This window comes from Aeromonas sp. ZOR0002 (assembly GCF_963866995.1).
Taxonomy (GTDB): Bacteria; Pseudomonadota; Gammaproteobacteria; order Enterobacterales; family Aeromonadaceae; genus Aeromonas; species Aeromonas caviae.
The window spans coordinates 14795-40407 of record NZ_CAWMFQ010000146.1 but is presented as its reverse complement, the minus strand read 5'-3'; the positions used below and the strand labels follow the sequence as shown (position 1 = coordinate 40407).

The window sequence follows — 25613 nt, the reverse complement described above, 5'->3', positions numbered from 1 at the left end:
GCTGGTTGCCATCGGTACCTCCACCGGCGGGCCAGTGGCACTGCAGAACGTGCTGACCAAGCTGCCGGGAGATTTCCCTCATCCCATTCTGCTGATCCAGCACATGCCGGCCACCTTCACCGCTGCCTTTGCCGCCCGCCTCAACGGGCTGTGCCAGATAGGAGTCAAGGAGGCGCAGGATGGCGACGTGCTCAAGCCGGGTCAGGCCTATCTTGCCCCCGGTGGCAAGCAGATGCTGCTGGAAGGGCGCGGGCCCGGTGCCCGTCTTCGCATCATCGATGGCAATGACAAGGTCAACTACAAACCCTGTGTGGACATCACCTTCGCCTCCGCCGCCAAGACCTATGGCGACAAGGTGCTGGCCATCGTACTGACCGGCATGGGGGCGGATGGCCGCGACGGTGCCCGTCTGCTCAAGGAGCAGGGGGCGACCATCTGGGCGCAGGATGAAGCCTCCTGCGTGGTCTATGGCATGCCCCAGGCTGTTGCCAAGGCGGGCATAGCAAGCGAATCCCTGCCGCTGGATCGAGTGGCCCAGCGCATTCTGGTCGAGTTGGGTCGCTGACCATGGGCATGCTCGGCCTGGTGCTGGCGCTGGGGGCCGTCGCCATCGCCCAGTGGTGGCATGGCGGGAGCCTGCTGACCCTGCTGGATGGCCCGGCCTTTGTCATCGTCGTCGGGGGAACCTGGGGGGCGGTGATCTTGCAGACTCCCCGCAAGTACCTGCTCAGTGCCCTGAGGCAGGCAACCTGGATGCTGTTTCCGCCGCAGCTGGATCTTGCGGAGCAGGCCGAGCGCCTGAAGGCGTGGGCCCAGTTCGCCCGCCAGCAAGGCTTGCTGGCGCTGGAAAACCAGGCCGAGGCCGAGCCCGATCCCTTCACCCGCCAGGGGCTTTCCATGATTGTGGATGGCGTCTCCATCGAGGATATCCGCAGCCTGCTGGAGGCGGATATCGACATCGAGCAGGAGCGCAACGAGCACTCGGCCAGGGTGTTCGAGTCCATGGGCGGGTACAGCCCCACCATCGGCATCATCGGGGCCGTGATTGGTCTCATCCAGGCCATGTTTCATCTGGAGGAGCCAGGCACCCTGGGGGCGGGCATTGCCGTGGCCTTCGTCGCCACCATCTACGGGGTGGGCTTTGCCAACTTGCTCTATCTGCCGATTGCGAATCGGCTGCGCGCCTTCCACTACCATTACGGCCTCTATCAGGAGATGACCCTGGAGGGGCTTCTGGCCATCGCCCACGGGGAGAACGGCCCGCAGGTTGAAAGGCGGTTACGGGCTTATCTGAAAGGGGAGTAGCCATGCGCAAGCGCTATCGTTTGCACCTGCAAGGGCGAGAGCATCTCGATCGCTGGCTGGTCTCCTATGCCGATTACATGACGCTCATCTTCGCCCTTTTCGTGGTGCTCTACTCCGTTGCCATCGTCAACAAGGAGGAGTACCGCGCCGTCATCGAGGGCATGACCCAGGCCTTCAACCAGGCGCCGCGCAGCGATGGCCTGCTGGAAGGGCGGGGCAATTCCTTGCTGGACAACCCGGTCTCGGCCGCCCCCAGCCTGCTGGAGAGCCAGGCCTCTGCGTCCCCCTCGCGTGCCCCCATCACGGGTACGCCCGTCTCGCAAGATGGCACGGCTCTTGCTCAGATCGACATGCAGATCCAGGAGTCCATGGGCGCCCTGGTCGATGCGGGGGTGGTGAAGCTTGCGCAGGATGACAACTGGCTGACGGTGGAGCTGAGTTCAGGTCTCCTGTTCAACAGTGGCAGCGCTTTTCTGGGGAGCAATGCCGCACCCGTGCTCGATACGCTTTCAGGTATTCTCAAACCGGTCGATAACTATGTCAGGGTGCGGGGCTACACGGATAACCAACCGATAAACAACGAAATTTTCCGCTCCAACTGGACATTGTCAGCGGCCCGCGCCGAGGCAGTGCTCAATGCCCTGGTGGGCAAGGGGGTGGCTCCCGGTCGGCTAGCCTACGAGGCGTACGGAGAGTTTTCCCCCTTCGTCGACAATGGCACCGAGCAGGGACGATTACAGAATCGCAAGGTGGTGGTCGCCATATCCAGGTTCGCCTGGGTGCCGCCAGCCCCCGTCAAACAGCTGACGGCGGCACCGGTGCAGGACGCACCGCAGAGTGTCGACAGTGAAAAGATCAGGGTGATCGCGCTGCCCGGTGGGGGCATACGCATAACAACAAGGCAGGATTGATACAGTGATTGTTTGGACGGTTGCCAATCAGAAAGGTGGAGTCGGTAAAACCACCACGGTCGTCTCCCTGGCGGGCATTCTGGCCCAGCGTGGCCAGCGGGTACTGCTGATCGACACCGACCCCCACGCCTCCCTGACCTCCTATCTCGATTTCGACTCGGACAGGCTGGAAGGCACCCTGTACGAGTTGTTCCAGGCGGCCAAACCCAGCGCCGAGCTGGTCAACCGGATGACCCTCAAGACCCGATTCGAGAACATCAGCCTGCTGCCCGCCTCGATTACCCTGGCCACGCTGGATCGGGTGATGGGCAACCGGGAAGGGATGGGGCTGGTGCTCAAGCGCGCTCTGCTGCGGGTGCAGGATCAGTTCGACTACGTGCTCATCGACTGTCCGCCGGTGCTGGGGGTCATGATGGTGAACGCGCTGGCGGCCTGCGATCGCATCCTGGTGCCGGTGCAGACCGAATTCCTGGCCCTCAAGGGGCTGGAGCGGATGATGAAGACCTTCGAGATCATGCAGCGCTCCAAGCGGGAGAAGTTCCGCTACACCATCATTCCGACCATGTTTGACAAGCGTACTCGCGCCTCCCTGATGACATTGCAGTCCATCAAGGAGCAGTATGGGGAGGCGGTGTGGAATGCGGTCATTCCCATCGACACCAAATTCAGGGATGCCAGTCTGGTGCACATTCCTCCCTCCATCTATGCACCGGGCAGCCGGGGCACCTATGCCTATGAGACCCTGCTCAACCATCTCGACGCGCTGGAGCGTCAACGGACCCAGGAGGTGATGCCGTGAGAGAGACCACCCAGGTTCGGGCCATGGACGACTATTTCCACTCCCTGCTGCTGGACGATGCCCTGCTGCGGGAAGATCCCGAAGACGAAGCACCGGCCCCTGCGTTGCAACGTCAGACCGTCGCCGTGCCGGAGGTGGCTGCCACCCCCTATCTTGAAGCCGATACCCGGCTGGCCCAGCTGAGCGAGCTGCTTGCCCAGGTGGGACAGGTCCAGTTCGAGATGGATGCCCTGAGCCACGAAGAGGTGCATGTCGAGCCATTCCAGCTCGAGGCGGAGGTGGTTGACAGTGAGCCTCTGGTCGCCCTGGCAGAGCCGGTGGTGGAAGCCGTTGTGGAGGAGGTCGAGCCCGTCGCCCTCGCGGTGGCAGAACCCGCGCCCGCCCTCGAGGCGGCGCCCGCACCGTCGACCTGGGAAAACCTGAATACCGGCAACGAGTTTCAGGCGCTCTTCTTCGATGTGGCCGGGGTGACGTTTGCGGTGCCTCTGACCGAGTTGGGGGGTATCCATCAACTGGGGGAGGTGACCTCTCTCTTCGGCCAGCCGGGCTGGTACAAGGGGATCATGACCTCCCGCGAGCAGAAGATGAACGTGGTGGACACGGCCCAGTGGGTCATGCCGGGCCAGCATCTGGAGATGGACGATTACAAATATCTGATTATGCTGGGAGAATCACCCTGGGGATTGGCCTGTCACCAGTTGAAGGGCACAGAACTGCTGCACCGAGACCAGGTGAAGTGGCGCCATCAGGAGGGCAAGCGCCCCTGGTTGGCTGGCATGGTCAAGGAGAAGATGTGTGCCCTGCTGCACGTCAGGGAGCTCTTGCTGCTGCTTGGCCGGGGCGTGAACATCGAAGGCCGCTGACAACATCGGCATCGCCATGGTTTTATTGCTAATTTTACCCGTTGACGGGTTCATACAAGGATCAAGAAGATGACAGAGAAGCGCAATATTGCACAGAATCTGGCCGAAGACGAAGTGCTGCAGTGGGTGACCTTCCAGTTGGAAAACGAGACCTATGGCATCAACGTGATGCAGGTTCAGGAAGTGTTGCGCTACACCGAGATCGCTCCGGTCCCGGGTGCACCTGACTACGTGCTGGGTATCATCAACCTGCGTGGCAACGTGGTGACCGTCATCGATACCCGCTCCCGCTTCGGCCTGCCGGCCGGGGATGTGAGCGAGAACTCCCGTATCGTCATCATCGAGGCGGAGAAGCAGGTGATCGGCATCATGGTGGACAGCGTGGCCGAGGTGGTCTATCTGCGCTCCTCCGAGATCGATGCCGCCCCGGCGGTGGGCACCGAGGAGAGCGCCAAGTTCATCCAGGGCGTCAGCAACCGTGACGGCCAACTGCTGATCCTGGTGGATCTCAACAAGCTGCTCTCCGATGAAGAGTGGGAAGACATTGGTTCCCTGTAACAGGGACGGGAACGTGCGGACGGGGGCGATGGCACCTGTCCGCCTCCCTGTGACGGTAAGGTGATGGTTTGATGATTGAATTTGCAGCCTTGGGGTTGTCCTTGCTCGCACTGGTGCTGGCCCTTTACGGGATCCTGGGGCACCGTCGTCGCCAGCGAGAGTCCGAGGCCAGGGTGGAAGCGCTGCAGGGGCAGCTCGAGAGTCTGCGCAAGCAGATGATGGAGTTGCACACGGGCGCCATCGGCATGGGCCAGCGTCTGCAAGCCGCAGAAGGGGCCATGCAGAAGATCCACGACAGCCAGCAGGAGCTGACGTTGCAGGATCCGGAGCGCCGCCTCTACAGCCGCGCCGCCAAGATGGTGGAGCTTGGTGCCGATCTGGACGAGGTGATGAGCGAGTGTGAGTTGCCCCAGGCGGAAGCGGAGCTGCTTATTTCCCTGCGAAAGGGACGCAGCTGACGGATGTGTCGCGGGGAGGCCGGTGCCTCCCCGCTTTCTGTTCGGCCCGTGGCCACCTCTTTCTCGATGCCGGGACGGTGGATAATCCTTTGGCATCAATCTCTTTGGTGGGGGCGCGATCTTCCCCACAAATCCTGTTGATTATTGGCATCTTTGAAAAGACGCCTCCGGATCCTGTGTTAAGATGCAGGCCGCCTCATTTTCAACGATTACATCCCCATGCTGCTTCAAGCGAACAATCTGAGCTGCGTGCGTGAAGATCGCACCCTGTTTGAACATCTCTCCTTCGCGGTGCGTGCCGGGGATTTGATGCAGATTGAGGGTCCCAACGGGGTGGGCAAGACCAGCCTGTTGCGCCTGCTCACCGGCCTCTCCCAGCCCTTTGCTGGTGAGGTGTGCTGGAATGGGGAGAATATCCGCCATTGCCGGGATGAATACCACGCCAGCCTGCTTTACCTGGGCCATCAGCCCGGCGTCAAGGCGACCCTGACCCCCCTTGAGAATCTCTCCTTCTACCAGAAGCTTCATGGCCCTGCCGGGGACGGCGTGGATCTCTGGCGGGTGCTGGCCCAGGTCGGCCTCGCCGGTTTCGAAGACTATCCCGCGGGACAGCTCTCCGCCGGGCAGCAGCGACGGGTGGCGCTGGCCAGGTTGTGGCTGAGCGAGCGACCGGCGCTCTGGATCCTGGACGAGCCCTTCACCGCCATCGACAAGCAGGGGGTCAGGGTGCTGGAGCAGTTGTTCCTCGCCCACGCGGACAGGGGGGGCATGGTGGTCCTTACGACCCACCAGGATCTGACCCTGATGCAGGGACGGCTCAAGACCCTCTCCCTGACCTCGCTGTTGCAGGAGTAGCCCATGCTGCGCGCCGTCATACACCTTATTCACCGCGAGTTGCTGATGGCCCTGCGCCAGCGCGCCGACATCTTCAACCCGCTCTGGTTCTTCCTCATCGTCATCACCCTGTTTCCATTGGGGATCGGGCCCGAGCCCCAGTTGCTGGCCCGCATCGCTCCCGGCATCATCTGGGTGGCGGCCCTGCTGGCGGCCATGCTCTCCCTGGAGCGGCTGTTTCGTGACGACTTCAGTGACGGCGCCCTGGAGCAGATGATGCTGATGCCCCATCCCCTGGGGTTGCTGGCCCTGGCCAAAGTGATCGCTCACTGGTTGCTGACCGGTCTGCCACTGTTGCTGATCTCCCCTTTGCTCGCCATCCTGCTCTCCCTGGAGCTGAAGACCTATGTGGCCGTGGTGGCCACCCTGGCGCTCGGTACGCCGGTGCTGAGCCTGCTCGGGGCGGTCGGAGTAGCGCTGACCGCAGGGCTGCGCAAGGGGGGCGTGCTGCTCAGCCTGTTGTTGCTGCCGCTCTATATTCCGGTGCTTATCTTCGCCACCTCCGCCATCGACGCGGCGAGCATGGGACTGCCCTATGCCGGTCAGCTCGCCATCCTGGGGGCCATGCTGGTGGGGGCATTGACCCTGACGCCCCTGGCTATCTCGGCGGCGCTTCGGGTGAGTGTCAACTGATTGATTTGGTGAAAAGATTTTCGTTTGAAGCCTTGTTAGGGGCGAGATAGTTGAGATAGATCAAGGGGATGGCTGCTTATTGCTTTCGGGGGATATGATGTTTTTCCCCCATGGGTATGGTAGCCCTCGCCACTTAAAAATTAATAACTGAAAGGTTTCGTGAGCTATGTGGAAATGGTTGCACCCTTATGCCAAACCCGAGCGCGCCTATGGGCTGGCCGGCACCCTGCTGCCCTGGTTTGCCGTGACAAGCCTGCTCGCCTTCATCATCGGCACCGTCTGGGGGCTGGCTTTCGCTCCCGCCGATTACCAGCAGGGCGACTCTTTCAGGATCATCTATATCCATGTGCCCTCCGCCATCCTCTCCATGGGCGCCTACTCCACCATGGCGGTGGCCGCCTTCATTGGCCTGGTGTGGCAACTGCGCATGGCAGACATGACGGTGGCGGCCATCGCCCCGGTGGGGGCCGTCTTCACCTTCATTGCCCTCTTTACCGGCGCCGCCTGGGGCAAACCCATGTGGGGCACCTGGTGGGTGTGGGATGCCCGGCTCACCTCCGAGCTCATCCTGCTGTTCCTCTATCTGGGTGTCATCGCCCTCTACAACGCCTTCAGCGACAAGGTGGTGGCGGGCCGCGCCGCCGGCATCCTGGCGCTGGTCGGGGTGATCAACCTGCCCATCATCCACTACTCGGTGGAGTGGTGGAATACCCTGCACCAGGGGGCCACCATCACCAAGTTTGACAAGCCCTCCATCTCCCCCGAGATGCTGTGGCCGCTGCTCATCATGATCCTGGCGTTCGCCGCGTTTCTCGGTGCCCTGACCCTGATGCGTTTTCGCAATGAGCTGCTGATGCGGGAGTGGCACCGCCCCTGGGTCGCCGACATCGCCAGGCAGGAGAAGTAAGCATGCACTTTGCCTCGTTCAGTGATTTCATGGCCATGGGAGGCTATGCCTTCTACGTCTGGCTCTCCTTCGGTCTGACCCTGCTCTGCCTGGTCGGCATCGTCATTTCCACCCGGTTGAAGACCCGCAGCCTGCTTGGCGAACTGCGCAACAAGCAGGCTCGGGAGGCACGCCGCAAGGCAGCCCAGCAGATGGAGAACACCCTATGAACCCGCGCCGCAAGAAACGCCTCACCATCATCCTGGCCATCAGCCTGGGCCTTGCCAGCGTGACTGGCCTGGTGCTCTATGCCCTGAGCCAGAACATCGACCTCTTCTACACCCCGAGCGAGCTGGTGGAAGGGAAGGGGCCGGAGAAGATCAAGCCCGAGGAGGGGCAGCGCCTGCGCATCGGTGGCCTGGTAGTGCCGGGGTCTGTGGTGCGGGATCCCCAGAGCCTCAAGGTAGCCTTCAAGCTGGTGGACAACGGCGGCCATTTGGTGACGGTGGAGTTTGACGGCATTCTGCCGGACCTGTTCCGCGAGGGGCAGGGCATTGTCGCTCAGGGCACCCTCAAGGATGCCACCACGGTCGCCGCCTTCGAGGTGCTGGCCAAGCACGACGAGAACTACATGCCGCCGGAAGTGGCCGACGCCACCAACGGCATGCACTTCAAGCCCGAATACACAGAGGCGCAGTTGCAGGGAGCCAAGCAATGATGCCGGTATGCGCCAAGAATTCACTTCTTTATACCGCCAAATCGGCAGGTTTCTCCGTGCAATCGAGAGGGAATAGTCAATGATCCCGGAATTAGGGCAGTTCTCACTGATCCTGGCCTTCGCCACCGCCCTGCTGCTGGGCAGTTACCCGCTGATCGGGGCCCATCTCGGTCGTCTTGGCATGATGTCGGCGGCCCGCCCGCTCGCCTACAGCCAGTTTCTGCTGCTGCTGCTGTCGTTTCTCTGCCTCACCTGGGCCTTTATCGACAACGACTTCACCGTGCAGTACGTGGCCACCAACTCCAACAGCCTGCTGCCCCTGCAATACCGCATCTCGGCGGTGTGGGGAGCCCATGAGGGCTCGCTGCTGCTCTGGGTGCTGACCCTGGGGGGCTGGACGGCGGCGGTGGCCCTCTTCAGCCGCCGCCTGCCGCTCGATGCAGTGGCGCGGGTACTCGGGGTGCTCGGCCTTATCTCGGTGGGCTTCACCGCCTTCGTGCTGTTTACCTCGGATCCTTTCACCCGCACCCTGCCGTATTTCCCGGTGGACGGGCGGGATCTCAATCCGCTGCTGCAGGATCCCGGTCTCATCTTCCACCCCCCCATGCTCTACATGGGCTACGTGGGCTTCTCGGTGGCCTTCGCCTTCGCCATCGCCTCCCTGATGACGGGGCGTCTGGACGCCACCTGGGCGCGCTGGTCCCGTCCCTGGACCATGGCGGCCTGGGTCTTCCTGACGCTGGGCATCGTGCTCGGCTCCTGGTGGGCCTATTACGAGCTTGGCTGGGGCGGCTGGTGGTTCTGGGACCCGGTGGAAAACGCCTCCTTCATGCCCTGGCTGGCGGGCACGGCCCTGCTCCACTCCCTCGCGGTGAGCGAGAAGCGCGCCACCTTCAAGGCCTGGACCGTGCTGCTGGCGCTCTCGGCCTTCTCACTGAGCCTGCTCGGCACCTTCCTGGTGCGTTCCGGCGTGCTGGTGTCGGTCCATGCGTTTGCCTCGGACCCGACCCGGGGTCTGTTCATCCTGGGCTTCCTGCTGGCGGTGATAGGCAGCTCCCTATTGCTGTTCGCCTTCAAGGGCTCCCAGGTGAAGAGCCATGGCAAGCATGAGCTGTGGAGCCGCGAGACCCTGCTCCTTGGCAACAACATCCTGCTGGTGGCGGGCCTGCTCACCGTGCTGCTCGGCACCCTGCTGCCCCTGGTGCACAAGGAGCTGGGGCTTGGCAGCATCTCCATCGGCACCCCCTTCTTCAACCACATCTACAGCTGGCTCATCATCCCCTTCGCCCTGCTGCTGGGGGTGGGCCCCCTGTTCCGCTGGCGCCGCCAGGATCTCGGTGAGCTCAAGGGCAAGGTGATGCTCGCCCTGGTGCTGAGCCTGGCCGCGGCTCTGCTGTTGCCCAAACTCTTTGCCGAGGCGTTCAAACCCTGGGCTGCGCTCGGTATCGGCCTTGGCGTCTGGATCATCGTCACCAGCGTGCAGGAGACCTGGGCGCGGGCCACCCACAAACACGGTTTTGCCACCGGCGTGCGCAAGCTTGGCAACAGCCACTGGGCCATGATCCTGGGGCACGTGGGGCTCGCGGTCAGCATCATCGGCATCGCCTGCACCCAGAACTACAGCATCGAGAAGGACCTGCGGATGCAGGCCGGCGATCGCGTCCAGTTCGCCGACTACGAGTTCGTCTTCACCGGCATCAAGGAGAAGAACGGCCCCAACTACGACGGTTTCAAGGGTGTGCTGGAAGTGCACCGGGATGGCAAGCAGGCTGCCCTGCTCAAACCTGAGAAGCGGATGTACACCGTGAGCCGCATGCCGATGACCGAGGCGGCTATCGATGCGGGGGTTACCCGGGATCTCTATGCGGCGCTCGGCGAGCAGCTCGACAACGGCGCCTGGGCGGTGCGGATCTACTACAAGCCCTTCGTGCGCTGGATCTGGTTCGGCGGCGTCTTCATGGCCCTCGGCGGCGTGCTGGCCATGCTGGACAAGCGCTACCGCTTCGGACGTCGTGACGAGGAGGCCAAGGCATGAGCAAGAAGACCTGGCTCTATCTGCTGCCCTTCATCATCTTCCTGATGGGGGCCGTGTTTCTGTTCAAGGGGCTCTACTCCGATCCCACCAAGCTCGAATCCGTGATGGTGGACAAGGAGGTGCCCGTGTTCACCCTGCAGGACATCTACGATCTCGGCAAGCAGCACGACAGGAGCATCCTCAAGGGGCGCCCCATGCTGCTCAACGTCTGGGCCACCTGGTGCCCGACCTGTTACGGAGAACACACCTACCTCAAGGAGCTGGCGGGGCAGGGGATCTACATCGTCGGCATGAACTACAAGGACGAGCGTGACAAGGCCATCAAGTGGCTGGCGGAGCTTGGCAACCCCTACCAGATCAACCTCTATGATCCGGACGGCATGCTGGGGCTGGATCTCGGTGTCTATGGCGCGCCCGAGACCTTCTTCATCGACAGCCAGGGCATCATCCGCTATCGCCACGTGGGGGACATCAACCCAGACGTCTGGGCCAGTACCCTCAAACCCATCTTCGATGCCATGAAGTGAGGCCTCCCCGATGAAAACACTGATTGCATCCCTGTTGCTGCTGGCCGGTCTCGTCTGTGCCGGACAGGCCCGCGCCGCCATCGATGTCTACACCTTCGAGAGCGACGCCCAGGAGCAGACCTTTCGCGAGCTGACTAAGGAGCTGCGCTGCCCCAAGTGCCAGAACCAGGACATCGCGGATTCCAACGCCGGGCTTGCCAAGGATCTGCGGGACAAGACCTACCAGATGGTGCGCGAGGGCAAGGAGAAGCAGGAAGTGGTGGACTACATGGTGGCCCGCTACGGCAACTTCATTCTCTATGATCCCCCCCTGATGGCCTCGACCCTGATCCTCTGGCTTGGCCCCTTGCTGGTCATCGTGATTGGCGTCGTCACCGTGGTGGTGCGAAGCCGCCGCCATGCCCCTGCTCCCTTGCAACAGCCTGAAGGCACCCTGAGTGCAGAAGAGCAGGCCAGGCTGTCCGCCCTGCTCAAAGAGGAAGATAAACCATGACCCCATTCTGGATATTGGGTGCGGCCCTGCTGGTGCTGGCGAGCCTGGCGCTGATCGTGCCGCTGTGGCGTGGCGAGGGCAGGCAGAGCATCAGTCGCTCGGCCCTCAACAAGCAGCTCTATCGCCAGCGCCTGCTGGAGATAGGGGAAGAGCGGGAGCAGGGGATACTGGCGGAGGAGCCGGAATCCCTGGTGGAGCTGCAGCGCAGCCTCCTGGACGACATTCCCGACGTGGAGCAGACCGCCCGTGGCGGCAAGAGCCTGATCTGGATCCCCGGTGTGCTGGTGCTGGCGGTGGTGAGCATCGGCCTCTACGCCAAGCTCGGCGCCTGGCAGGAGGTGAGCCGCTGGCAGGATGCCAGCAGCCGGTTGGGGGAGCTCAGCAATCGCATCCTGGTGGAGCGTGATGCCCGGGTGACCGAGCAGGATCTGCTGGACTTCACCCTGGCCCTGCGAACCCGGCTGAAAGAAGAACCGAACGACTACCGTGGCTGGCTGCTGCTGGGGCGCCTGACCCTGGATGGCAATGATCCCGAGATGGCCCGCGAGGCGCTGGAGCGTGCCTACGCCCTCGCGCCCCAGAAGGCCATGGTAGCGGTGCCCTATGCCCAGGCCCTGATGATGACGGGGGAGGAAGCCCGTGCGGATCAACTGTTGCAGGCGGTCATTACCGAGGACCCGGCCAACATCGAGGCTCGCTCCGTCCACGCCTTCATGGCCCTGCAAAAAGAGGATTTCCAGACCGCCCTCGACCGCTGGCAGGGGATGTTGCCGCTGCTGGAGCCGGGCTCGGCCCGCTACACCATGGTGGAGCGCTCCATGGAGTACGCCAGGCAGCAGCTTGGCCAGCGTGGCATCGCCGTGACTACCCCGTCTGCCGAAGGCCAGGCACAAGCCGGGGTGCTGGCGGTGAAAGAGGGGGAGTTCCCCCTGCACATCACCCTGGCGCCGGGCATCAAGATGCCGGAAGATGCCCATCTGTTCGTCTTTGCGGTGATCCCCAACGGTCCGCCCATGCCCATCGCGGTCAAGCGCATTGCAGGCCCGCATCTCCCGCTCACCCTCTCCCTGGGGGACGGGGATGCCATGATGGAGGGGAGCAAGCTGGCGGCCCATGCCGAGCTGCAGTTCAAGGCGCGCCTCTCCCGGGGCGGCAACGTCATGAACAAGGAAGGCGCCTTTGAAGGGGTTTCGGTCACCGTGCCGACCAGCACCATCCCCACAGCGCCGATTGACATCCGCATCGATCACGCCCTCTAATACGCTTTTGGCCCACCCCATGGGGTGGGCCCCCTGTATAATTCATATCAATACCCAAAAAAATCTTAGGACTTTCATATGTATCTGCGTTCAGGAGCATTGGCGGTGGCATTGCTGCTCGCGGGCTGTGCGGGCGGCCCTCCCAAGCCGGGCCCGGAGAGCCTGGATCTCGGCGAGACCCCGAGCCGCCCCGGGGCATCCAGCACGGCCAGCGATCCTCGCGACCCCTTCCAGGGGCCCAACCGTGCCATGTGGGCCGTCAACTATGACGTGCTGGAGCCCTATGTGGCGCGCCCCGTGGTACACGGCTATGCCCGCTATGTCCCGCAAGGAGTGAGGGACAGCATCGAGAATTTCGTGGACAACTTCGACGAGCCGAGCAGCATGGTAAACCACCTGCTGGTGGGTGATCTGAAAGGGGCCGGTACCAACCTGGGCCGCTTCACCCTCAACACCACTGTGGGCCTGCTCGGTCTGTTCGACGTGGCCAAGCATGCGGGCCTGGCTCGCAACACGCTGGAGATGGACACCGTGCTCGGCAAGGCCGACATCGGGGATGGCGCCTATCTGATGGTGCCGGTCTACGGTCCCACCACCACCCGGCAACTGGTTGGGGATACCATCGATACCATCTACTTCCCCTATGCCCTGCTGACCTTCCCGCTGAAGGTGGTGCACTGGGCGCTGGATGGCCTCGGTACCCGCTCCAAGCTGATCGATCAGGAGCGCATCATCGACAACGCGCTGGATCCTTACGCCCTGACCAAGGACTTCTACTTGCAGTACAACGATGGCAAGGTGACGGGCCGTAAACCCGAGCTCCAGGAGCAGAAGCCAGAGGCGGCGGATGATGGCAACCTCGACGATTACATGGACGAGATAGACCAGTAAGCACGGTCATCTTCCACAAGGCGCCTGCGGGCGCCTTTGTTGTCGATGGCAGGTGTTCGACCATAAAAAAACGCCCCGCAAGTGCGGGGCGTTTTGGCAAGAAAGGCTTATCAGGCAGCCAGGTTCTTGGCCACGAATTCCCAGTTGACCAGGGCCCAGAAGGTTTCCATGTACTTCGGACGCAGGTTGCGGAAATCGATGTAGTAGGCGTGTTCCCACAGGTCGACGGTCAGCAGCGGGGTGGTACCGGCTTCGGTCAGCGGGCAACCGGCGTTGGAGGTGTTGACGATGGCCAGGGAGCCGTCAGCCTTTTTCACCAGCCAGGTCCAGCTGGAGCCGAAGTTGCCGATGGCAGACTTGGTGAACGCATCCTTGAACTCGGCGAAGGAGCCGAAGGCCTTGGTGATGGCATCGGCCAGAGCGCCAGTGGGCTCGCCACCGCCGTTCGGGGAGAGGCAGTGCCAGTAGAAGGTGTGGTTCCAGATCTGGGCAGCGTTGTTGAAGACGCCACCAGTGGAGGTCTTGATGATCTCTTCCAGAGACTTGCCTTCAAACTCGGTACCCGGCACTAGGTTGTTCAGGTTGACCACGTAGGTGTTGTGGTGCTTGCCATGGTGGTATTCCAGGGTTTCCTGGGAGATGTGCGGTTCCAGAGCATTGATTGCATAGGGCAGAGCGGGAAGTTCGAAAGCCATTTTCTACTCTCCATTGGCTGGTCCGTGCGAAGGCGACGGTTGCAAGACATTGCGTACTCTTTTCTATCTTGAAAAGAATTGTTCTTGAAATGAGGGGGCCAGACGGCCCAAAGCCCGTCGATTGTAGCAGTATCAAAGATGGGCGAACAACCCTTGATTCTTGCCATGATCCGGATCAAGCTGCGGCGTATTGATGCATGACTTCTTTCATTCGCAACGGTTTGCCAGTTTGTGGTCTGCCCGGATTGCAGTAGAATGGCCGCCGAAATCGCTCCAGTGAGGCATTTATGGAAACTATTGAAAAGATCAAACAGCAGTTGGCTGAGAATCCCATCATCCTCTACATGAAGGGATCCCCCAAGCTGCCCAGCTGCGGTTTCTCTGCCCAGGCCTCCCAGGCCCTGATGTCCTGCGGCGAGCCTTTCGCCTATGTCGACATCCTGCAGAACCCGGACATCCGCGCCGAGCTGCCGAAATTCGCCAACTGGCCCACCTTCCCGCAACTGTGGGTCGAGGGTGAGCTGGTCGGTGGTTGCGACATCATGATCGAGATGTTCCAGGCCGGCGAGTTGCAGACCCTGATCAAGGAAACTGCCGCCAAGCACAAGCAGGATGATGCTGCTGCCGAGTAAGGCCGCATCCATACCATGCAATGCAAAAAGGGGAGCCACTGGCTCCCCTTTTCTTTGTGCCCACGACAGACATCAGGCGATGCGTTCGAGGCGCGCCATGTAGAAGCCGTCGAAGCCGGTCTCTGCCGGGCTGACGTTGTGATCGCCGATCAGGCGGAAGTGCTCGTTGGCGGCGAGGAACTTGTCCACCTGCTGGCGGTTCTCCTCGGGCAGGATGGAGCAGGTGGCGTAGACCAGCAGGCCGCCCACCTTCACCATCTGGCTGTAGCGCTGCAGGATCTCCTCTTGCAGGGCGACCAGCACCGGCAGGCGCTCGGCGGTGTCGCGCCACTTGGCATCCGGGTTGCGCTTGAGCACGCCAAGGCCGGAGCAGGGGACGTCCAGCAGCACGCGATCGGCGCTTTCTTTCAGGCGCTTGACGGTCTTGCTGCTGGTGATGACCCGGGTCTCCACGTTGTGGGCACCGGCGCGGCGGGCGCGCTGCTTGAGGTTCTCCAGTTTCCACTCTTCCACGTCCATGGCCAGCAGACGGCCCTTGCCCTGCATCATGGCGGCCAGGTGCAGGGTCTTGCCGCCGGCACCGGCACAGGCGTCGATGACCCGCATGCCGGGCTTGACGTCGAGGGCCGCGGCCACCAGCTGGGAGCCGGCATCCTGCTGCTCGAAGCAGCCATCGGCAAAGGCCTGGGTACGGAACAGGGCGGCGTCCGAGGTCACTTGCAGGGCGGTCTCCACTCCGTCGACGGGCACTGTGGTGACATGCTCTTTGGCCAGCATGGCTTGCAGCTCGTCCCGGGTGCACTTGAGGGTGTTGACCCGCAGGTAACGCTTGGGCATCCAGGCCAGGGCGGCACGCTCGGCCGGCCAGGCGTCGCCCAGTTGCTCGCTGCCGAGTTTTTCCAGCCAGGCAGGGCAGCCGTCCATCAGCACCGGGTTCTTCTTGGCTTCGGTCAGGCGGCGGCGGAACGCCTCCTCGTTGAAGCGATCCAGGGTCGGGTGGTTGGGCTGATCTATCTTGTGGAAGGCGTGCCAGCTGTGCAGCAGCGGCCAGACATTCTTCTCCGCCTGACGGACCTGGATGCCGGTGAGGAAGCAGTAGAGGCTGAGGCGGCGCAGCAGATCGCCGGTGACCAGGGCAATCCTTGCCTGTTCTTGCGGTTTGAGTTCGATGCCGGAGAAGTGACGTGCATAGGCGCGGTCGAGGGTAAGACCCTGACCCAGCACATCGTCAACGATGGCAACGACCAGATCCCCGAAACGGGGCAACAGTGGGGACTTGAGCATGAGATTAACCTTGGCCAAAGAAAGAGTGAACCGGCCCCGTCGAAGAGGGGTTCTGGAACGGACAAATCCGCGCCATGATAGGGGCTAGTCTGCATTGGTGCAACCTTCCCCATTCGGGGAATGTACAGAGGATGTTGCTGGACTAATCGGACCAGCGGGCAAATGATGCCGTGGCAGTTCAGGTGAATCCGTTTAAAAAGGAATTAAAAAGATGCAGTTGATGAAATATTCTCCGCTGGCGGTGCTGGTGGCGGGTCTGATGACGTCCGGCAACCTGATGGCCGGCGAGTGGCATACGGTCACGGCGCGGGCCACCGCCGCCGATGGGTACGAGGTGAGGGCCAGCCAGTATCGCATCGTCACCGTCTCCACCGATTACCTGGCTGCCCTGAAGGGGGGCGAGCGCCGCCTGACCCTGCCTCTGCCGGATGGCAAGGAGGTGACCTTCAGTCTGCAACCTTATGATCTGCTGCCAGCGGATCTGGCCGCCAAATATCCCGATATCCTGGCCTTCAAGGGGTACAACGAAGCGGCGCCGGGCGAGACCGGGCGCTTCGATCTCGGTCCCCAGGGATTCCACGCCATGTTCAGCCATGAAGGGAAGATGGTGTTCGTCGATCCCCTTCGCAATGGGGAAGGCTATGCCGTCTATTACCAGCAGGATGCCCACAGCCGGCTGGAAGAAGAGGCGGACAAGGTGATCGGAGGCGAGGCCAAAAAGCTGGCCCGCCAGGTGCTGGTGGATGGCAACGAGCGCAAGCGCTATGTCATCGCCATCTCGGCGGCGGGGGAGTACACCCAGTATCACGGCGGCACCGTGGAGGCGGGTCTTGGCGCCATCACCACCCTGCTCAACCGGGTCAACGAGGTCTACCAGCGTGACGTGGCGGCCGAATTCCAGCTGGCCAGCGGCAACGACACCATCATCTTCACCGACGTGGCGAACGATCCCTTCAACAATGATGACGGCGATATCGATGCCAACATGCAGGTGCAGGCCGATGCCCTGACCAAGGGGCTGGGGGCCTTCGACATCGGCCATGTGGTCAACACCGGTGGCGGCGGCCTGGCGGGACTGGGCGTACTCTGCACCCCTGACAAATCGGCGGGGATGACGGGCTCCTCCGAGCCGGTGGGGGATGCCTTCTTCATCGACTACGTGGCCCACGAGATCGGTCACCAGTTCGGGGCAGACCACACCTTCAACGGCACCACAGGCAGTTGTGGCGGCGGCAACCGGGAGGCAAGCCAGGCCTGGGAGCCGGGCAGCGGCAGCTCCATCATGGCCTATGCGGGGATCTGCGGAGACGAAGATCTGCAGCCCCACAGCGAGCCCTATTTCCACAGCAAGTCCATCGAGCAGATGCGGGCCCACATGGCCACGGAGCCAAATTGCGGCACCCCGTTGGCGCTGGTCAACAATGCGCCCCAGGTGGCGGCAGGCAATGACTACATCATCCCCGCCAACACCCCCTTCGTGCTCAAGGGGGCGGGGGCCGATCTTGACAGCGATCCGCTGAATTACACCTGGGAGCAGATCGATCTGGGGACGGAGTCGAGCAGCCCGGCCACCATGGTGGACGACGGCAGCCGCCCTCTGTTCCGTTTCGTGGCGCCGACCAGCGTGCCGGAGCGCACCCTGCCGAGTCTCACCTCCCTGCTCACCAACACCCTGGCGATAGGGGAGGCCTGGCCTGCCACCAACCGGGACCTGAACTTCCGCCTCACGGCGCGGGACGGCAAGGGCGGTGTCGCCAGCGATGACATGAAGATCCAGGTGGTCAACACCGGCAAGGCCTTTGCCCTGACCAGCCCGGTGGTGACCCCCCTGGGGGCGGGCAAGACGCAGACCATCAGTTGGGAAGTGGCCGGCACCAATGCCGCCCCCATCAACTGCAGCAAGGTGGATCTCTTCATGACCCGGGACGAGGGGGCAAACTGGACTCCCCTTGCCAGCGGCAAACCCAACTCGGGCTCGGCGAGCGTCACCATCCCGGCGGGCCAGGATGGCACTGCCCGCTTGAAGGTGGCGTGCAGCGACAACATCTTCTTCGCCATCAGTCCCCTCAAGCTCTCGGTCACCCAGCGCGGTGAAGAGGGGGGAAGCGGTGGCGGCGGGGCCCTCGGCTTCTGGACCCTGGCCCTGGCGTTGCTGGGCTGGCAGCGGAGGCGGGCATGAGACTGGCCGGGGTGCTGCTGCTCACCCTGCTCGGCGGTTGTCAGGCCGATGCAGACACCCTGGATCAGGCGGTCAGCGCCAGCCTTGCCAGGCAGGATTACCGGCTGATCGTGCGGGCCGGGCGCGGCGAGGTAGCGCCCGGGATCGCGGCGGATCAGCAGGCGGCGGCCAAGGCCCGCTGCGGCGTGCGCTATCTCGATGGATTCGGGGATGTCATCAAGCCGGATCAGAAGGAGGCCCACGCCAGGCTGAGCGCCTATGCGGCGGACTACAACCGGCGCATGCTGGCCCATTGCCCGCCGGTTGACGGCAAGCAGTAGGCTGACGGCCATCGGCATAAAGAGGGAGGCATGAGCCTCCCTCTCTTTTTGCTCCGCCATTTGGCCGCCCCGAGGCTTGTACCCATGGCGCGCTCGTCGCACAATGCCTGCACCCATCGCCGCACGGGCGGCAGAGAAAGAGAGAAGGAAAATCAAGATGATGGATGTGGCTGATCTGCGTCGCGAATACACCAGGGGTGGACTGCACCGGGCCGATCTGCCGGCCGACCCCCTCGCCCTGTTCGAGAAGTGGCTGGCCCAGGCGTGCGAGGCCAAACTGACCGATCCTACCGCCATGGTGGTGGGCACCGTGGATGCTGATGGTCAGCCCTGGCAGCGCACCGTGCTGCTCAAGCACTACGATGCCGAAGGCATGGTGTTCTACACCAACATGGGCAGCCGCAAGGCGCATCAGCTGGAGGGCAACCCCCGCATCAGCCTGCTCTTCCCCTGGCACACCCTGGACAGACAGGTGCACGTGACCGGCCGGGTGGAGAAGATGAGCACCTTCGAGGTGATGAAGTATTTCCACAGCCGACCCAAGGACAGCCAGATCGCCGCCTGGGTCTCCAAACAGTCGACCCGCATCTCGGCCCGTGGCGTGCTCGAGGCCAAGTTCCTCGAACTCAAACAGAAGTTTGCCAATGGCGAGGTGCCGCTGCCGAGCTTCTGGGGTGGTTTCCGGGTGCGCATCGACACCGTCGAGTTCTGGCAGGGTGGGGAGCATCGTCTGCACGATCGCTTCTATTACACCCGCGAGGGGGACGGCTGGCACATCGAGCGCCTGGCACCCTGATGAACATCGCCCGGCTCAAGAACTTCACCGAGATAGTGAAGAACAACTTCAACATCTCGGCGACGGCGGAGAAGCTCTATACCTCCCAGCCGACCCTCAGCAAGCAGATGAAGATGCTGGAAGAGGAGCTGGGGCTGGCGCTGTTTACCCGCAAGGGCAAGAACCTGGCGGGCCTGACCCCCATGGGGGAGCAGGTGATGGAGCTGGCCAGGGGAGTGGTGGCCCAGGTGGAGCAGATTGGTCAGCTTTCCCTCGGGGATCAGCTGGCCACCAGCGGGGTGCTGCGCATCGCCACCACCCACACCATGGCCCGCTACAAGCTGCCGGCGGTCATTACCGAATTCTCCCGCCGCTACCCCGAGGTGAGCATCCAGCTGCATCAGGGAGCCCCTGCCCAACTGGCGCAGATGGCGCAAAACGGGGATGTGGAGATGGCCATCGCCACCGAGTCCATGCACCTGTTCGACGAGCTGGCGACCGTGCCCTGCTATCGCTGGGGGCGCAGCGTGGTGGTGCCCCACGGCCATCCGCTGCTGGACTGCCAGCCGCTGGCCATGGCGGATCTGGCCCGGTATCCCCTAATCACCTATGTGTTCGGTTTCACCGGCCGCTCCAAGATGGACAAGGCGTTCGGTCGCCATGGTCTCAGCCCCCGCATCGTGCTGACAGCCACCGACAGCGACATCATCAAGCACTATGTGCGCCTGGGGATGGGAGTCGGGGTGATCGCCACCTCGGCGTTCGACGAAGGGGACAGGGAGAGCCTGGTCTGCCTCAACATCGATCATCTGATTGCCTCGAGCGTGGCCCATGTGTGCCTGCGCAGGCACGCCCACCTGCGGGACTACATGTACGACTTCATCCACCTCTATGCCCCCCATGTGAGCCGGGAGACGGTGCAGCTGGCGCTGCTCAACCAGGGAACGCCCGCTCCGTCTGCGACCCTGCCCTGGCTCTGAAGGCCGTCAGGGGAAGTCAGATGTGCTGCATAGATGCAAAAAAGAGAGGCCAGTGGCCTCTCTTTTTTGTGATAAGTGGTGTCCTGTGCTGCCTTTTCCCGGTGATCCCTCTCTCCCGGCTGTCGTGGTCACCAGATTGACGGCGCTCCGGGTGCCGAGCAGCAGATCGCCATCATCCAGCAGGGCCTCGGGGTGCGGCAGCCCCCTTGCTGCTTAGGGGGTACGGGTCGCCAGATTGACGAAAATCTGGGCACCCACCAGCAGGCAGTCGTCGTCCGGGTAGTAGGGGATTGACGTGGTGCGGGTAGTGGCAGATCCCCCTGGCCCGTCAGTCGACCCTGGTCGCCAGATTGACGAAGATCTGGGCTCCCACCAGCAGGCAGTCGTCGTCCAGGTAATAGGGGTTCGCGTGCAGGTAGTTGCAGATCCCCTTGGCCTGATTGCCGCTGCCGAGGAAGAACATGGCCCCCATGCGGCTTGGCGTGGCGTTGATCATGTAGCTGAAGTCCTCGCTGCCGGTCATGGGCTGGCCCTTTGCGTTGATCCCGTCGCTGGACAACACCTCCGAGGCGGCTTGTTGCAGGCGCTCGCAGGCCTGGGGGTGGTTCTCCACTGCCGGGTAGCCGGCATGGACCATGGTGGTCTTGAAGCCGCGCAGCTCGCTCTGGGCGATGATGTCCCTGAAGCTGTTTTTCAGGATCTGGTCGGTTTCGGCATCCATGGCGCGGATGGTGCCACGGGCCTGCACATGATCGGCGATGGCGTTGGGAATGGTGCCGCCGTTGATCATGCCGCAACCAAAGACCGCCGGGCTGAACGGACTGGTGCGCTTGGCGACGATGTAGTCCATGTCCTCGATGATCCGTACCGCCTCCCGGATGGCATCCAGCCCCTTGTGGGGGGTGGAGCCGTGGGCGGAGATGCCGTGCACATCAAGCGTCCAGGCAGACCCCCAGGAGGACATGACCCCCTGGTTGAACTTGATGGTGCCCGTCTCCATGGCGCCGTCGTTGTGCAGGGCATAGACCTCGTCCACCCCCTTCATGCAGCCAAGCTCCACCATCTTTTCGGCACCGGGGACGCGCATGTCCTCTTCCGCCATCTGGAAGATGAAGCGGACGTTGTAGCGCAGGCGCTCGCGGTTGGCGGCCAGAAACCTGGCGGCGGTCAGAGCGATCGCCATGTGGGAGTCGTGGCCGCAGTTGTGGGCCATCCCCTCATGGGTGGATTTGAACGCCACCTCGCTCATGTCGTGCATCTCCAGGCCATCCATGTCGGCACGAAAGGCAATGGTGGGCAGGGTGGGGTCGACCGCCAGATCCCCGTGAAAACCGGTGAAGCCGGGATACAGGGTGATCCTGTAGCCGAACTCTTCCATCAACCCACGGCAGTAGGCAGAGGTCTTGAACTCGGCCCCGGAGTATTCCGGGATGCGGTGCAGGTGGTGGCGCACTTCGTAGCTGAAGTCGCGCAGGGCCAACAGGTCAGGTTCGATATGGTAGTGGTTCATCAGATGATCCCTTGAATGGAGAAACCGAGCTGGGCAACCAGGGAGGCGCCAAAGAAGCAGCAGGTGGAGACGATCATGAAGATGAGGATCACCTTCCACGACATCTTCTTGAGCTCCTCCAGCTGACCGCCCACCGAGAGGCCGGCGAAGGCCAGGAGCGGCACGCAGCAGGAGAGGAAGGAGATCTTGGCCACGGCATCGATGAAGAGGCCGCGCACCGGGGTCTCGGGCAGGCAGATGAGAATGCCGATGATGGTGGCATAGGCAAAGGCCGGCAGGGAGGAGGGCAGGTAGCGCTTGGTCACCAGGGAGGCGAACACCACCAGGGACATGGCGATGAAGCTGTCCCCCATCTGCCACAGCGGCAGGCCCGAGGTCAGGGTCTGGGTGAACATGGCCAGCAGGATCGCCAGGAAGACGAAGCGCATATCCATCACGATGCTTTTCATGCTTTCTCTCCTTTGGCGGTCAAGGCATAGATTTTTTCAGCGAGCGGCAGACCCAGATAGGTGAGGGAGAGCGCCCCCAGGGCCGACGAGAGCAGGTTTGAGGCGGCGGCGATGCTGAGCACCTGCTGGGCCATCGCCTCGTCCAGGCCGTTGATGAGGGCACCGGAGGCGGCGCTCAGCATGGAGCCGGATCCCACGCCGGAACCGGCGGCCAGGGCCAGGGGATGCAGCCCCGTGAGGGGGGCGATGCTGCCGAGCACGCTGAACCAGAGGGTGCCGATGACGGAGCCGCACAGGTAGATGGCGAGCACGCCGATGTACTCCTGGGAGCCGGTGCCGAACTTGCCCTGGATCACCGCGACCGAGGGTTCACGGCTGATGGAGGAGCAGGCCCCGATGGCGCGGCGGCCAAAGCCGAACTTCACCGCCAGCGGAATGGCGATGAGGATGGGCAGGAGGTTGCCTATCTCTTGCAGGAAGAGCGGTACGCCGACGCTCAGGATCATCTTGAGGTTGGGGATGATCATCCCCGCATACTGGGTCCCGAGGATCAGCAGGCTGAAACCCACCATCTTGCCGCAGAAGCCCTCTTCTCGCTCGGTGAAGAGCCTCTTCCAGCCGGGAATGCGATCCTTGACGGGCTTGGCGGAGACTATCATGCCGATGATGACGGCAAAGAGCATGGGCAGGATGGGGATGATGGCGATGCCGAGTCTGATCTCCTGCTTCCCGATGAGGGATTGGGCCACGAAGATCAGCAGGGCGGTCGCCAGGGTACTGACTACTACCGTTTTGAGTGGGCTGGTTGGCTGCATAGTGTGTTCTCTTGTTATCCGTTGTCCTTCATGGGCGTCTTTGGTCACGCCATGATGGGGGCATGATAGGAAGCGAGGAGGGAAAGGAATGTGACCGCCATCAAGTCAGCCATATGGCATTTTTTCATGGGGTATGCCGTTTAACCATGGTAAACATATGGTTTAACAACTCATTGGCAGCTGCTTATGCTGCCTCAGACAGGAGTGTGGTGCCGCCCGGGCACCCGGTGCCTGATCCGGGGGACGGATGTGGGGGAAGGAATGGATCTGTTGATCGAGGGTGCGCTCTGGCGCCCCTCCTGGCAAGCGGCGTTGCAGGCCTGGCAGCACCAGGGAAACCGCTGGTGGCTGCTGCTTGGCAAAGGGGAGGCGAGGGAGATGGCACCCTGGTCGGCCAGCCCGCCAGATGGCATTCTCCTTGCCCGCGACCTGCTTGCCGCCTGGCTGGGGGAGGCCGCCTCCCCGCTGATGGCGACACAGCCGGACCGGCAGATCCTGATCGCTGCCTCCGGCTCCCTGCTGACCCTGGCCAGAGAGAGCGGCCTGCTCACCCTGGGGCCCGCGGGGGCGGATCATCGCCTCGGTGCCGATGACGACCTCGGGGTTGCCCTGCAACGCCTGCTTGCCCGCCGCCTGATGACCCCGGTGCTGTGCGAGCCTGGCGGGCAGGACGCGCTGGTGCTGCGCCCCCTGCTGCCCGGCGATGAGAGCGCCATCCTGCGTTATTGTTCGGATGCGGCGCTCGCCCGCTATACCCTCAACATCCCCCACCCCTATTCGCCGGAGGCGGCGCGGGACTGGCTTGCCCTGAGCGGGCGCAAGGCTGCTCTCGGGCTGGGATGCACCTGGGCCCTGACTCTGCCTCAGGGGCGTGAAGACGAGCCCGCTCCCCTGGTCGGCACCCTCTCCCTGCACTGGCACGGGGAGCTGGCATGGTGGGTCGGCGTGCCCTGGCAGAACAGGGGGCTGGCCACCCGGGCCGCGAGCCTGGTCAGGGCGTTTGCCTTCGAACAGTGGCACCTGCCTGCCCTCACCGCCCGCCACATGCCGGGCAACCTCGCCTCAGGCCGGGTGATGGAAAAGACTGGCATGCACCATGACGGGCGTCGGCCAGATCCGGCCGATGGCGCCCTCGAGCTCGATCACTGGCGGCTGGATCGCCCGGCGCGCCTGACGGATGCACGCAAAGAGGCGCTGGCCCCCTGGCTGGATGACGAGGAGGTGGTCGTGGCCATACTGCACGGTGAGGGGGTGGCGCTCTTCATGGCGGGGGAGGCGACAGAGGGCGAGCAGACACTCAGCGGGCTGACGGTGCGGCGCTATCCCCAGGCCATGCTGGCGCCAGAGGCGCCCGGGGTGCAGGCCCATGGGGGTGGCGCCCTCCTCAAGGAGTGCGGGGATCTGGGCCTCGCCTATCTGCGGCGATTGCGACAGCCTGACGACGGACGCTGATGGCTTGCGCAAGCTCGCTCATCGCGAAGCCTGGTGCGGGGTCTGTCAGGTGTTTTCCTGAGTCCGCCCTCCCATTTTCAGACAAAGGCAGTGAAGAGGCGCACCACTTATGTGGAATAATGGCCGCCCTGCTGTACGAGGAGTAACGCTGTATGTTGAGAACCGAGCGTCCCGGCGACATGCTGCCAGTCTATGAGCTGGTGAGTGCCGCCTTTGGTCGTCCCGACGAGGCCGAACTGGTCAACCGCCTGCGAGAATGTGGGGCCGCCGTGGTCACCATGGTCGAGGAGGAAGAGTACGAGTTCATGGGGCACCTGATGCTGAGCCCGATCACCATTGAGGGACAGGAAGGGCCCTGGCTGGGACTGGCACCCGTGGCCGTGCATCCCGACTGGCAGGGGCAGGGCATTGGCTCGGATCTGGTGCGGGAAGGGCTGGACACGGCACTGGAGATGGACTGGAAGGCGGTGGTGGTGCTCGGGGATCCTGCCTACTACGCCCGTTTCGGCTTTCGGCCTGCCAGCGACTTCGGCCTGCACTGCATCTACGAGGTGCCGACGGAGTGTTTCATGGCGATGGAGTTGCAACCCGGCGGGCTCGACGGGGTAAGGGGCGAGGTGCTCTATCACCCCCTGTTCGATGAAGAGCCGGTGGAGTGACCGCCTGCCTATCCACGAAAAAGGACCCTGAGCGGGTCCTTTTTCGTGCCATGTCCATCGCTTGAATGGACGTCACTGGGCCAGGGATTTCAGTTGCTGCTTGCCCGGCGGGTTGTTCCAGTCGATGGGGCCGTGGGTGAAACGGTACTGAAGCCTTGGCAGACTCAGTTCCAGCCACTCCTCCCGGAAGTAGGCATAACCCTGGTCCCAGTCCGGATCCTGCGCCCAGCCGGTCTGCAAGAAGTGGAGCCGGGTGCCCTGGCCCTCCGGCACGAAGCGCAGGCTGACCTGGGTCTTCTGCTGACGAATGTGGGGAAACTGGGGAGGGAAATTCCAGCTGAAGCTGAGCAGATCATGGGGCATGACCGCCATCACCCGGCACCCTTCGCTGCCACGCTCGCCGAGGGGAGCATCGGGTCTGAAATAGATCTCGAACGGTCCGTTGGGTTCCGGGACCATGAGGCACTCCGGCGCCAGAAAACTGCGCAGCCCGCTCTCCGTGGTCCAGGCCCGCCAGACATCGTCAATGTGGGCGGGTACCAGAATACTGCCTTCAATTTGCTTGTTATCCATAAATCAGTGAACCTCAAACCAGTCATGGACGGGACCTCGGCAGTATAGCCCCTGAGGCGA

The 25613-nt window shown here is 63.0% G+C and carries 30 protein-coding genes; 24 read left to right on the top strand and 6 right to left on the bottom strand.

The window, feature by feature from the left end; translation table 11 throughout:
* The 17 genes from cheB to AACR77_RS08870 form a co-directional block, all read left to right on the top strand.
* A partial coding sequence (gene cheB / locus AACR77_RS08950; RefSeq protein WP_042880903.1) for a chemotaxis-specific protein-glutamate methyltransferase CheB occupies positions 1-565 on the top strand: 565 nt, incomplete at its 5' end.
* A 2-nt stretch (positions 566-567) separates the two neighbouring features.
* Positions 568-1305, top strand: a complete 738-nt coding sequence (locus AACR77_RS08945; RefSeq protein WP_041212636.1) for a flagellar motor protein — start codon at positions 568-570, stop codon at positions 1303-1305.
* 2 nt (positions 1306-1307) lie between these two features.
* The gene (locus tag AACR77_RS08940; protein ID WP_042880901.1) at positions 1308-2216 is read left to right on the top strand and encodes an OmpA family protein; all 909 of its coding nucleotides are present in this window, start codon (positions 1308-1310) and stop codon (positions 2214-2216) included.
* Positions 2217-2220: 4 nt separating this feature from the next.
* Positions 2221-3015, top strand: a complete 795-nt coding sequence (locus tag AACR77_RS08935; protein ID WP_010673940.1) for a ParA family protein — start codon at positions 2221-2223, stop codon at positions 3013-3015.
* Positions 3012-3878: a chemotaxis protein CheW gene (locus AACR77_RS08930; protein ID WP_042880898.1), complete on the top strand. Its 867-nt coding sequence runs from the start codon at positions 3012-3014 to the stop codon at positions 3876-3878. Before AACR77_RS08935 ends, AACR77_RS08930 begins: the two co-directional genes overlap by 4 nt.
* Before the next feature lie 69 nt (positions 3879-3947).
* Positions 3948-4436 (top strand): chemotaxis protein CheW, encoded by a 489-nt coding sequence (locus AACR77_RS08925; protein WP_010673942.1) that lies wholly within the window; start codon positions 3948-3950, stop codon positions 4434-4436.
* A gap of 71 nt (positions 4437-4507) precedes the next feature.
* Positions 4508-4894: a DUF2802 domain-containing protein gene (locus AACR77_RS08920; protein WP_010673943.1), complete on the top strand. Its 387-nt coding sequence runs from the start codon at positions 4508-4510 to the stop codon at positions 4892-4894.
* A gap of 219 nt (positions 4895-5113) precedes the next feature.
* Positions 5114-5749, top strand: coding sequence for a cytochrome c biogenesis heme-transporting ATPase CcmA (ccmA, locus tag AACR77_RS08915; RefSeq protein ID WP_039039903.1), 636 nt, complete (start codon positions 5114-5116; stop codon positions 5747-5749).
* Positions 5750-5752: 3 nt separating this feature from the next.
* Complete coding sequence (gene ccmB, locus AACR77_RS08910; protein WP_042880897.1) at positions 5753-6421, top strand: heme exporter protein CcmB; 669 nt, start codon at positions 5753-5755, stop codon at positions 6419-6421.
* Positions 6422-6587: 166 nt separating this feature from the next.
* Positions 6588-7328 carry a heme ABC transporter permease gene (locus AACR77_RS08905; RefSeq protein WP_010673946.1) on the top strand — a complete coding sequence of 247 codons (741 nt, stop codon included), beginning with the start codon at positions 6588-6590 and terminating at the stop codon, positions 7326-7328.
* A gap of 2 nt (positions 7329-7330) precedes the next feature.
* Positions 7331-7537, top strand: coding sequence for a heme exporter protein CcmD (gene ccmD / locus AACR77_RS08900; protein ID WP_039039901.1), 207 nt, complete (start codon positions 7331-7333; stop codon positions 7535-7537).
* Positions 7534-8025, top strand: coding sequence for a cytochrome c maturation protein CcmE (gene ccmE / locus AACR77_RS08895; protein ID WP_010673948.1), 492 nt, complete (start codon positions 7534-7536; stop codon positions 8023-8025). Before ccmD ends, ccmE begins: the two co-directional genes overlap by 4 nt.
* Before the next feature lie 79 nt (positions 8026-8104).
* Positions 8105-10060, top strand: a complete 1956-nt coding sequence (locus tag AACR77_RS08890) for a heme lyase CcmF/NrfE family subunit (protein ID WP_042880895.1) — start codon at positions 8105-8107, stop codon at positions 10058-10060.
* A complete protein-coding gene (locus tag AACR77_RS08885; protein ID WP_010673950.1) occupies positions 10057-10587 on the top strand; it encodes a DsbE family thiol:disulfide interchange protein in 531 nt (176 codons plus the stop codon). Before AACR77_RS08890 ends, AACR77_RS08885 begins: the two co-directional genes overlap by 4 nt.
* 10 nt (positions 10588-10597) lie before the next feature.
* Entirely contained in the window at positions 10598-11080 is a 483-nt protein-coding gene (locus tag AACR77_RS08880; protein ID WP_010673951.1) for a cytochrome c-type biogenesis protein, read from the top strand.
* The gene (gene ccmI, locus AACR77_RS08875) at positions 11077-12339 is read left to right on the top strand and encodes a c-type cytochrome biogenesis protein CcmI (RefSeq protein WP_042880892.1); all 1263 of its coding nucleotides are present in this window, start codon (positions 11077-11079) and stop codon (positions 12337-12339) included. The genes AACR77_RS08880 and ccmI overlap by 4 nt, the downstream gene beginning before the upstream one ends.
* A gap of 78 nt (positions 12340-12417) precedes the next feature.
* Positions 12418-13230 carry an MlaA family lipoprotein gene (locus AACR77_RS08870; protein ID WP_029314176.1) on the top strand — a complete coding sequence of 271 codons (813 nt, stop codon included), beginning with the start codon at positions 12418-12420 and terminating at the stop codon, positions 13228-13230.
* Positions 13231-13340: 110 nt separating this feature from the next.
* Here AACR77_RS08870 and sodB read toward each other — a convergent pair whose 3' ends face one another.
* Positions 13341-13925, bottom strand: coding sequence for a superoxide dismutase [Fe] (gene sodB, locus AACR77_RS08865; protein WP_010673954.1), 585 nt, complete (start codon positions 13923-13925; stop codon positions 13341-13343).
* 287 nt (positions 13926-14212) lie between these two features.
* Between sodB and AACR77_RS08860 the strand changes: the two genes are divergently transcribed.
* A complete protein-coding gene (locus AACR77_RS08860) occupies positions 14213-14557 on the top strand; it encodes a Grx4 family monothiol glutaredoxin (protein WP_010673955.1) in 345 nt (114 codons plus the stop codon).
* 72 nt (positions 14558-14629) lie between these two features.
* On the opposite strand, the gene AACR77_RS08855 is transcribed toward AACR77_RS08860, so the two are convergent.
* A complete protein-coding gene (locus AACR77_RS08855) occupies positions 14630-15841 on the bottom strand; it encodes an RsmB/NOP family class I SAM-dependent RNA methyltransferase (protein ID WP_010673956.1) in 1212 nt (403 codons plus the stop codon).
* 211 nt (positions 15842-16052) lie between these two features.
* On the opposite strand from AACR77_RS08855, the gene AACR77_RS08850 reads away from it, so the two are divergent.
* From AACR77_RS08850 to AACR77_RS08835, 4 genes are all read left to right on the top strand, one after another.
* Complete coding sequence (locus tag AACR77_RS08850; protein ID WP_042880891.1) at positions 16053-18020, top strand: reprolysin-like metallopeptidase; 1968 nt, start codon at positions 16053-16055, stop codon at positions 18018-18020.
* Complete coding sequence (locus AACR77_RS08845) at positions 18017-18340, top strand: hypothetical protein (RefSeq protein WP_039039894.1); 324 nt, start codon at positions 18017-18019, stop codon at positions 18338-18340. The genes AACR77_RS08850 and AACR77_RS08845 overlap by 4 nt, the downstream gene beginning before the upstream one ends.
* A gap of 157 nt (positions 18341-18497) precedes the next feature.
* Positions 18498-19136 carry a pyridoxamine 5'-phosphate oxidase gene (pdxH, locus tag AACR77_RS08840; protein ID WP_042880888.1) on the top strand — a complete coding sequence of 213 codons (639 nt, stop codon included), beginning with the start codon at positions 18498-18500 and terminating at the stop codon, positions 19134-19136.
* Positions 19136-20095 carry a LysR substrate-binding domain-containing protein gene (locus AACR77_RS08835; RefSeq protein ID WP_010673960.1) on the top strand — a complete coding sequence of 320 codons (960 nt, stop codon included), beginning with the start codon at positions 19136-19138 and terminating at the stop codon, positions 20093-20095. The genes pdxH and AACR77_RS08835 overlap by 1 nt, the downstream gene beginning before the upstream one ends.
* A 328-nt stretch (positions 20096-20423) precedes the next feature.
* Here AACR77_RS08835 and AACR77_RS08830 read toward each other — a convergent pair whose 3' ends face one another.
* Genes AACR77_RS08830 through AACR77_RS08820 form a run of 3 tightly spaced genes read right to left on the bottom strand, consistent with a single transcriptional unit; the run spans position 20424 to position 22869 of the window.
* Positions 20424-21605 carry a M20 metallopeptidase family protein gene (locus tag AACR77_RS08830; protein ID WP_042880886.1) on the bottom strand — a complete coding sequence of 394 codons (1182 nt, stop codon included), beginning with the start codon at positions 21603-21605 and terminating at the stop codon, positions 20424-20426.
* The gene (locus AACR77_RS08825; protein ID WP_010673962.1) at positions 21605-22054 is read right to left on the bottom strand and encodes a hypothetical protein; all 450 of its coding nucleotides are present in this window, start codon (positions 22052-22054) and stop codon (positions 21605-21607) included. The genes AACR77_RS08830 and AACR77_RS08825 overlap by 1 nt, the downstream gene beginning before the upstream one ends.
* Complete coding sequence (locus tag AACR77_RS08820; protein WP_010673963.1) at positions 22051-22869, bottom strand: DUF3100 domain-containing protein; 819 nt, start codon at positions 22867-22869, stop codon at positions 22051-22053. The genes AACR77_RS08825 and AACR77_RS08820 overlap by 4 nt, the downstream gene beginning before the upstream one ends.
* Before the next feature lie 261 nt (positions 22870-23130).
* On the opposite strand from AACR77_RS08820, the gene AACR77_RS08815 reads away from it, so the two are divergent.
* Positions 23131-24321, top strand: coding sequence for a GNAT family N-acetyltransferase (locus AACR77_RS08815; protein ID WP_042880883.1), 1191 nt, complete (start codon positions 23131-23133; stop codon positions 24319-24321).
* A 152-nt stretch (positions 24322-24473) separates the two neighbouring features.
* The gene (locus tag AACR77_RS08810) at positions 24474-24980 is read left to right on the top strand and encodes a GNAT family N-acetyltransferase (RefSeq protein ID WP_010673966.1); all 507 of its coding nucleotides are present in this window, start codon (positions 24474-24476) and stop codon (positions 24978-24980) included.
* Between the two features lie 72 nt (positions 24981-25052).
* On the opposite strand, the gene AACR77_RS08805 is transcribed toward AACR77_RS08810, so the two are convergent.
* Positions 25053-25553, bottom strand: a complete 501-nt coding sequence (locus AACR77_RS08805; RefSeq protein WP_010673967.1) for an SRPBCC family protein — start codon at positions 25551-25553, stop codon at positions 25053-25055.
* Positions 25554-25613 lie beyond the last annotated feature (60 nt).

Excerpts from the sequence above, each read along its gene's own strand:
- AACR77_RS08870 (WP_029314176.1), top strand. The coding sequence starts at position 12,418 with ATGTATCTGCGTTCAGGAGCATTGGCGGTGGCATTGCTGCTCGCGGGC.
- AACR77_RS08925 (WP_010673942.1), top strand. The coding sequence starts at position 3,948 with ATGACAGAGAAGCGCAATATTGCACAGAATCTGGCCGAAGACGAAGTG.
- AACR77_RS08815 (WP_042880883.1), top strand. The coding sequence starts at position 23,131 with ATGGATCTGTTGATCGAGGGTGCGCTCTGGCGCCCCTCCTGGCAAGCG.
- AACR77_RS08880 (WP_010673951.1), top strand. The coding sequence starts at position 10,598 with ATGAAAACACTGATTGCATCCCTGTTGCTGCTGGCCGGTCTCGTCTGT.
- AACR77_RS08825 (WP_010673962.1), bottom strand. The coding sequence starts at position 22,054 with ATGAAAAGCATCGTGATGGATATGCGCTTCGTCTTCCTGGCGATCCTG.
- ccmB (WP_042880897.1), top strand. The coding sequence starts at position 5,753 with ATGCTGCGCGCCGTCATACACCTTATTCACCGCGAGTTGCTGATGGCC.
- AACR77_RS08830 (WP_042880886.1), bottom strand. The coding sequence starts at position 21,605 with ATGAACCACTACCATATCGAACCTGACCTGTTGGCCCTGCGCGACTTC.
- AACR77_RS08905 (WP_010673946.1), top strand. The coding sequence starts at position 6,588 with ATGTGGAAATGGTTGCACCCTTATGCCAAACCCGAGCGCGCCTATGGG.
- pdxH (WP_042880888.1), top strand. The coding sequence starts at position 18,498 with ATGATGGATGTGGCTGATCTGCGTCGCGAATACACCAGGGGTGGACTG.
- AACR77_RS08855 (WP_010673956.1), bottom strand. The coding sequence starts at position 15,841 with ATGCTCAAGTCCCCACTGTTGCCCCGTTTCGGGGATCTGGTCGTTGCC.
- AACR77_RS08890 (WP_042880895.1), top strand. The coding sequence starts at position 8,105 with ATGATCCCGGAATTAGGGCAGTTCTCACTGATCCTGGCCTTCGCCACC.
- AACR77_RS08860 (WP_010673955.1), top strand. The coding sequence starts at position 14,213 with ATGGAAACTATTGAAAAGATCAAACAGCAGTTGGCTGAGAATCCCATC.
- ccmE (WP_010673948.1), top strand. The coding sequence starts at position 7,534 with ATGAACCCGCGCCGCAAGAAACGCCTCACCATCATCCTGGCCATCAGC.
- AACR77_RS08820 (WP_010673963.1), bottom strand. The coding sequence starts at position 22,869 with ATGCAGCCAACCAGCCCACTCAAAACGGTAGTAGTCAGTACCCTGGCG.
- ccmA (WP_039039903.1), top strand. The coding sequence starts at position 5,114 with ATGCTGCTTCAAGCGAACAATCTGAGCTGCGTGCGTGAAGATCGCACC.
- AACR77_RS08810 (WP_010673966.1), top strand. The coding sequence starts at position 24,474 with ATGTTGAGAACCGAGCGTCCCGGCGACATGCTGCCAGTCTATGAGCTG.
- ccmD (WP_039039901.1), top strand. The coding sequence starts at position 7,331 with ATGCACTTTGCCTCGTTCAGTGATTTCATGGCCATGGGAGGCTATGCC.
- AACR77_RS08845 (WP_039039894.1), top strand. The coding sequence starts at position 18,017 with ATGAGACTGGCCGGGGTGCTGCTGCTCACCCTGCTCGGCGGTTGTCAG.
- AACR77_RS08940 (WP_042880901.1), top strand. The coding sequence starts at position 1,308 with ATGCGCAAGCGCTATCGTTTGCACCTGCAAGGGCGAGAGCATCTCGAT.
- ccmI (WP_042880892.1), top strand. The coding sequence starts at position 11,077 with ATGACCCCATTCTGGATATTGGGTGCGGCCCTGCTGGTGCTGGCGAGC.
- AACR77_RS08885 (WP_010673950.1), top strand. The coding sequence starts at position 10,057 with ATGAGCAAGAAGACCTGGCTCTATCTGCTGCCCTTCATCATCTTCCTG.
- AACR77_RS08835 (WP_010673960.1), top strand. The coding sequence starts at position 19,136 with ATGAACATCGCCCGGCTCAAGAACTTCACCGAGATAGTGAAGAACAAC.
- sodB (WP_010673954.1), bottom strand. The coding sequence starts at position 13,925 with ATGGCTTTCGAACTTCCCGCTCTGCCCTATGCAATCAATGCTCTGGAA.
- AACR77_RS08945 (WP_041212636.1), top strand. The coding sequence starts at position 568 with ATGGGCATGCTCGGCCTGGTGCTGGCGCTGGGGGCCGTCGCCATCGCC.
- AACR77_RS08850 (WP_042880891.1), top strand. The coding sequence starts at position 16,053 with ATGCAGTTGATGAAATATTCTCCGCTGGCGGTGCTGGTGGCGGGTCTG.
- AACR77_RS08920 (WP_010673943.1), top strand. The coding sequence starts at position 4,508 with ATGATTGAATTTGCAGCCTTGGGGTTGTCCTTGCTCGCACTGGTGCTG.
- AACR77_RS08805 (WP_010673967.1), bottom strand. The coding sequence starts at position 25,553 with ATGGATAACAAGCAAATTGAAGGCAGTATTCTGGTACCCGCCCACATT.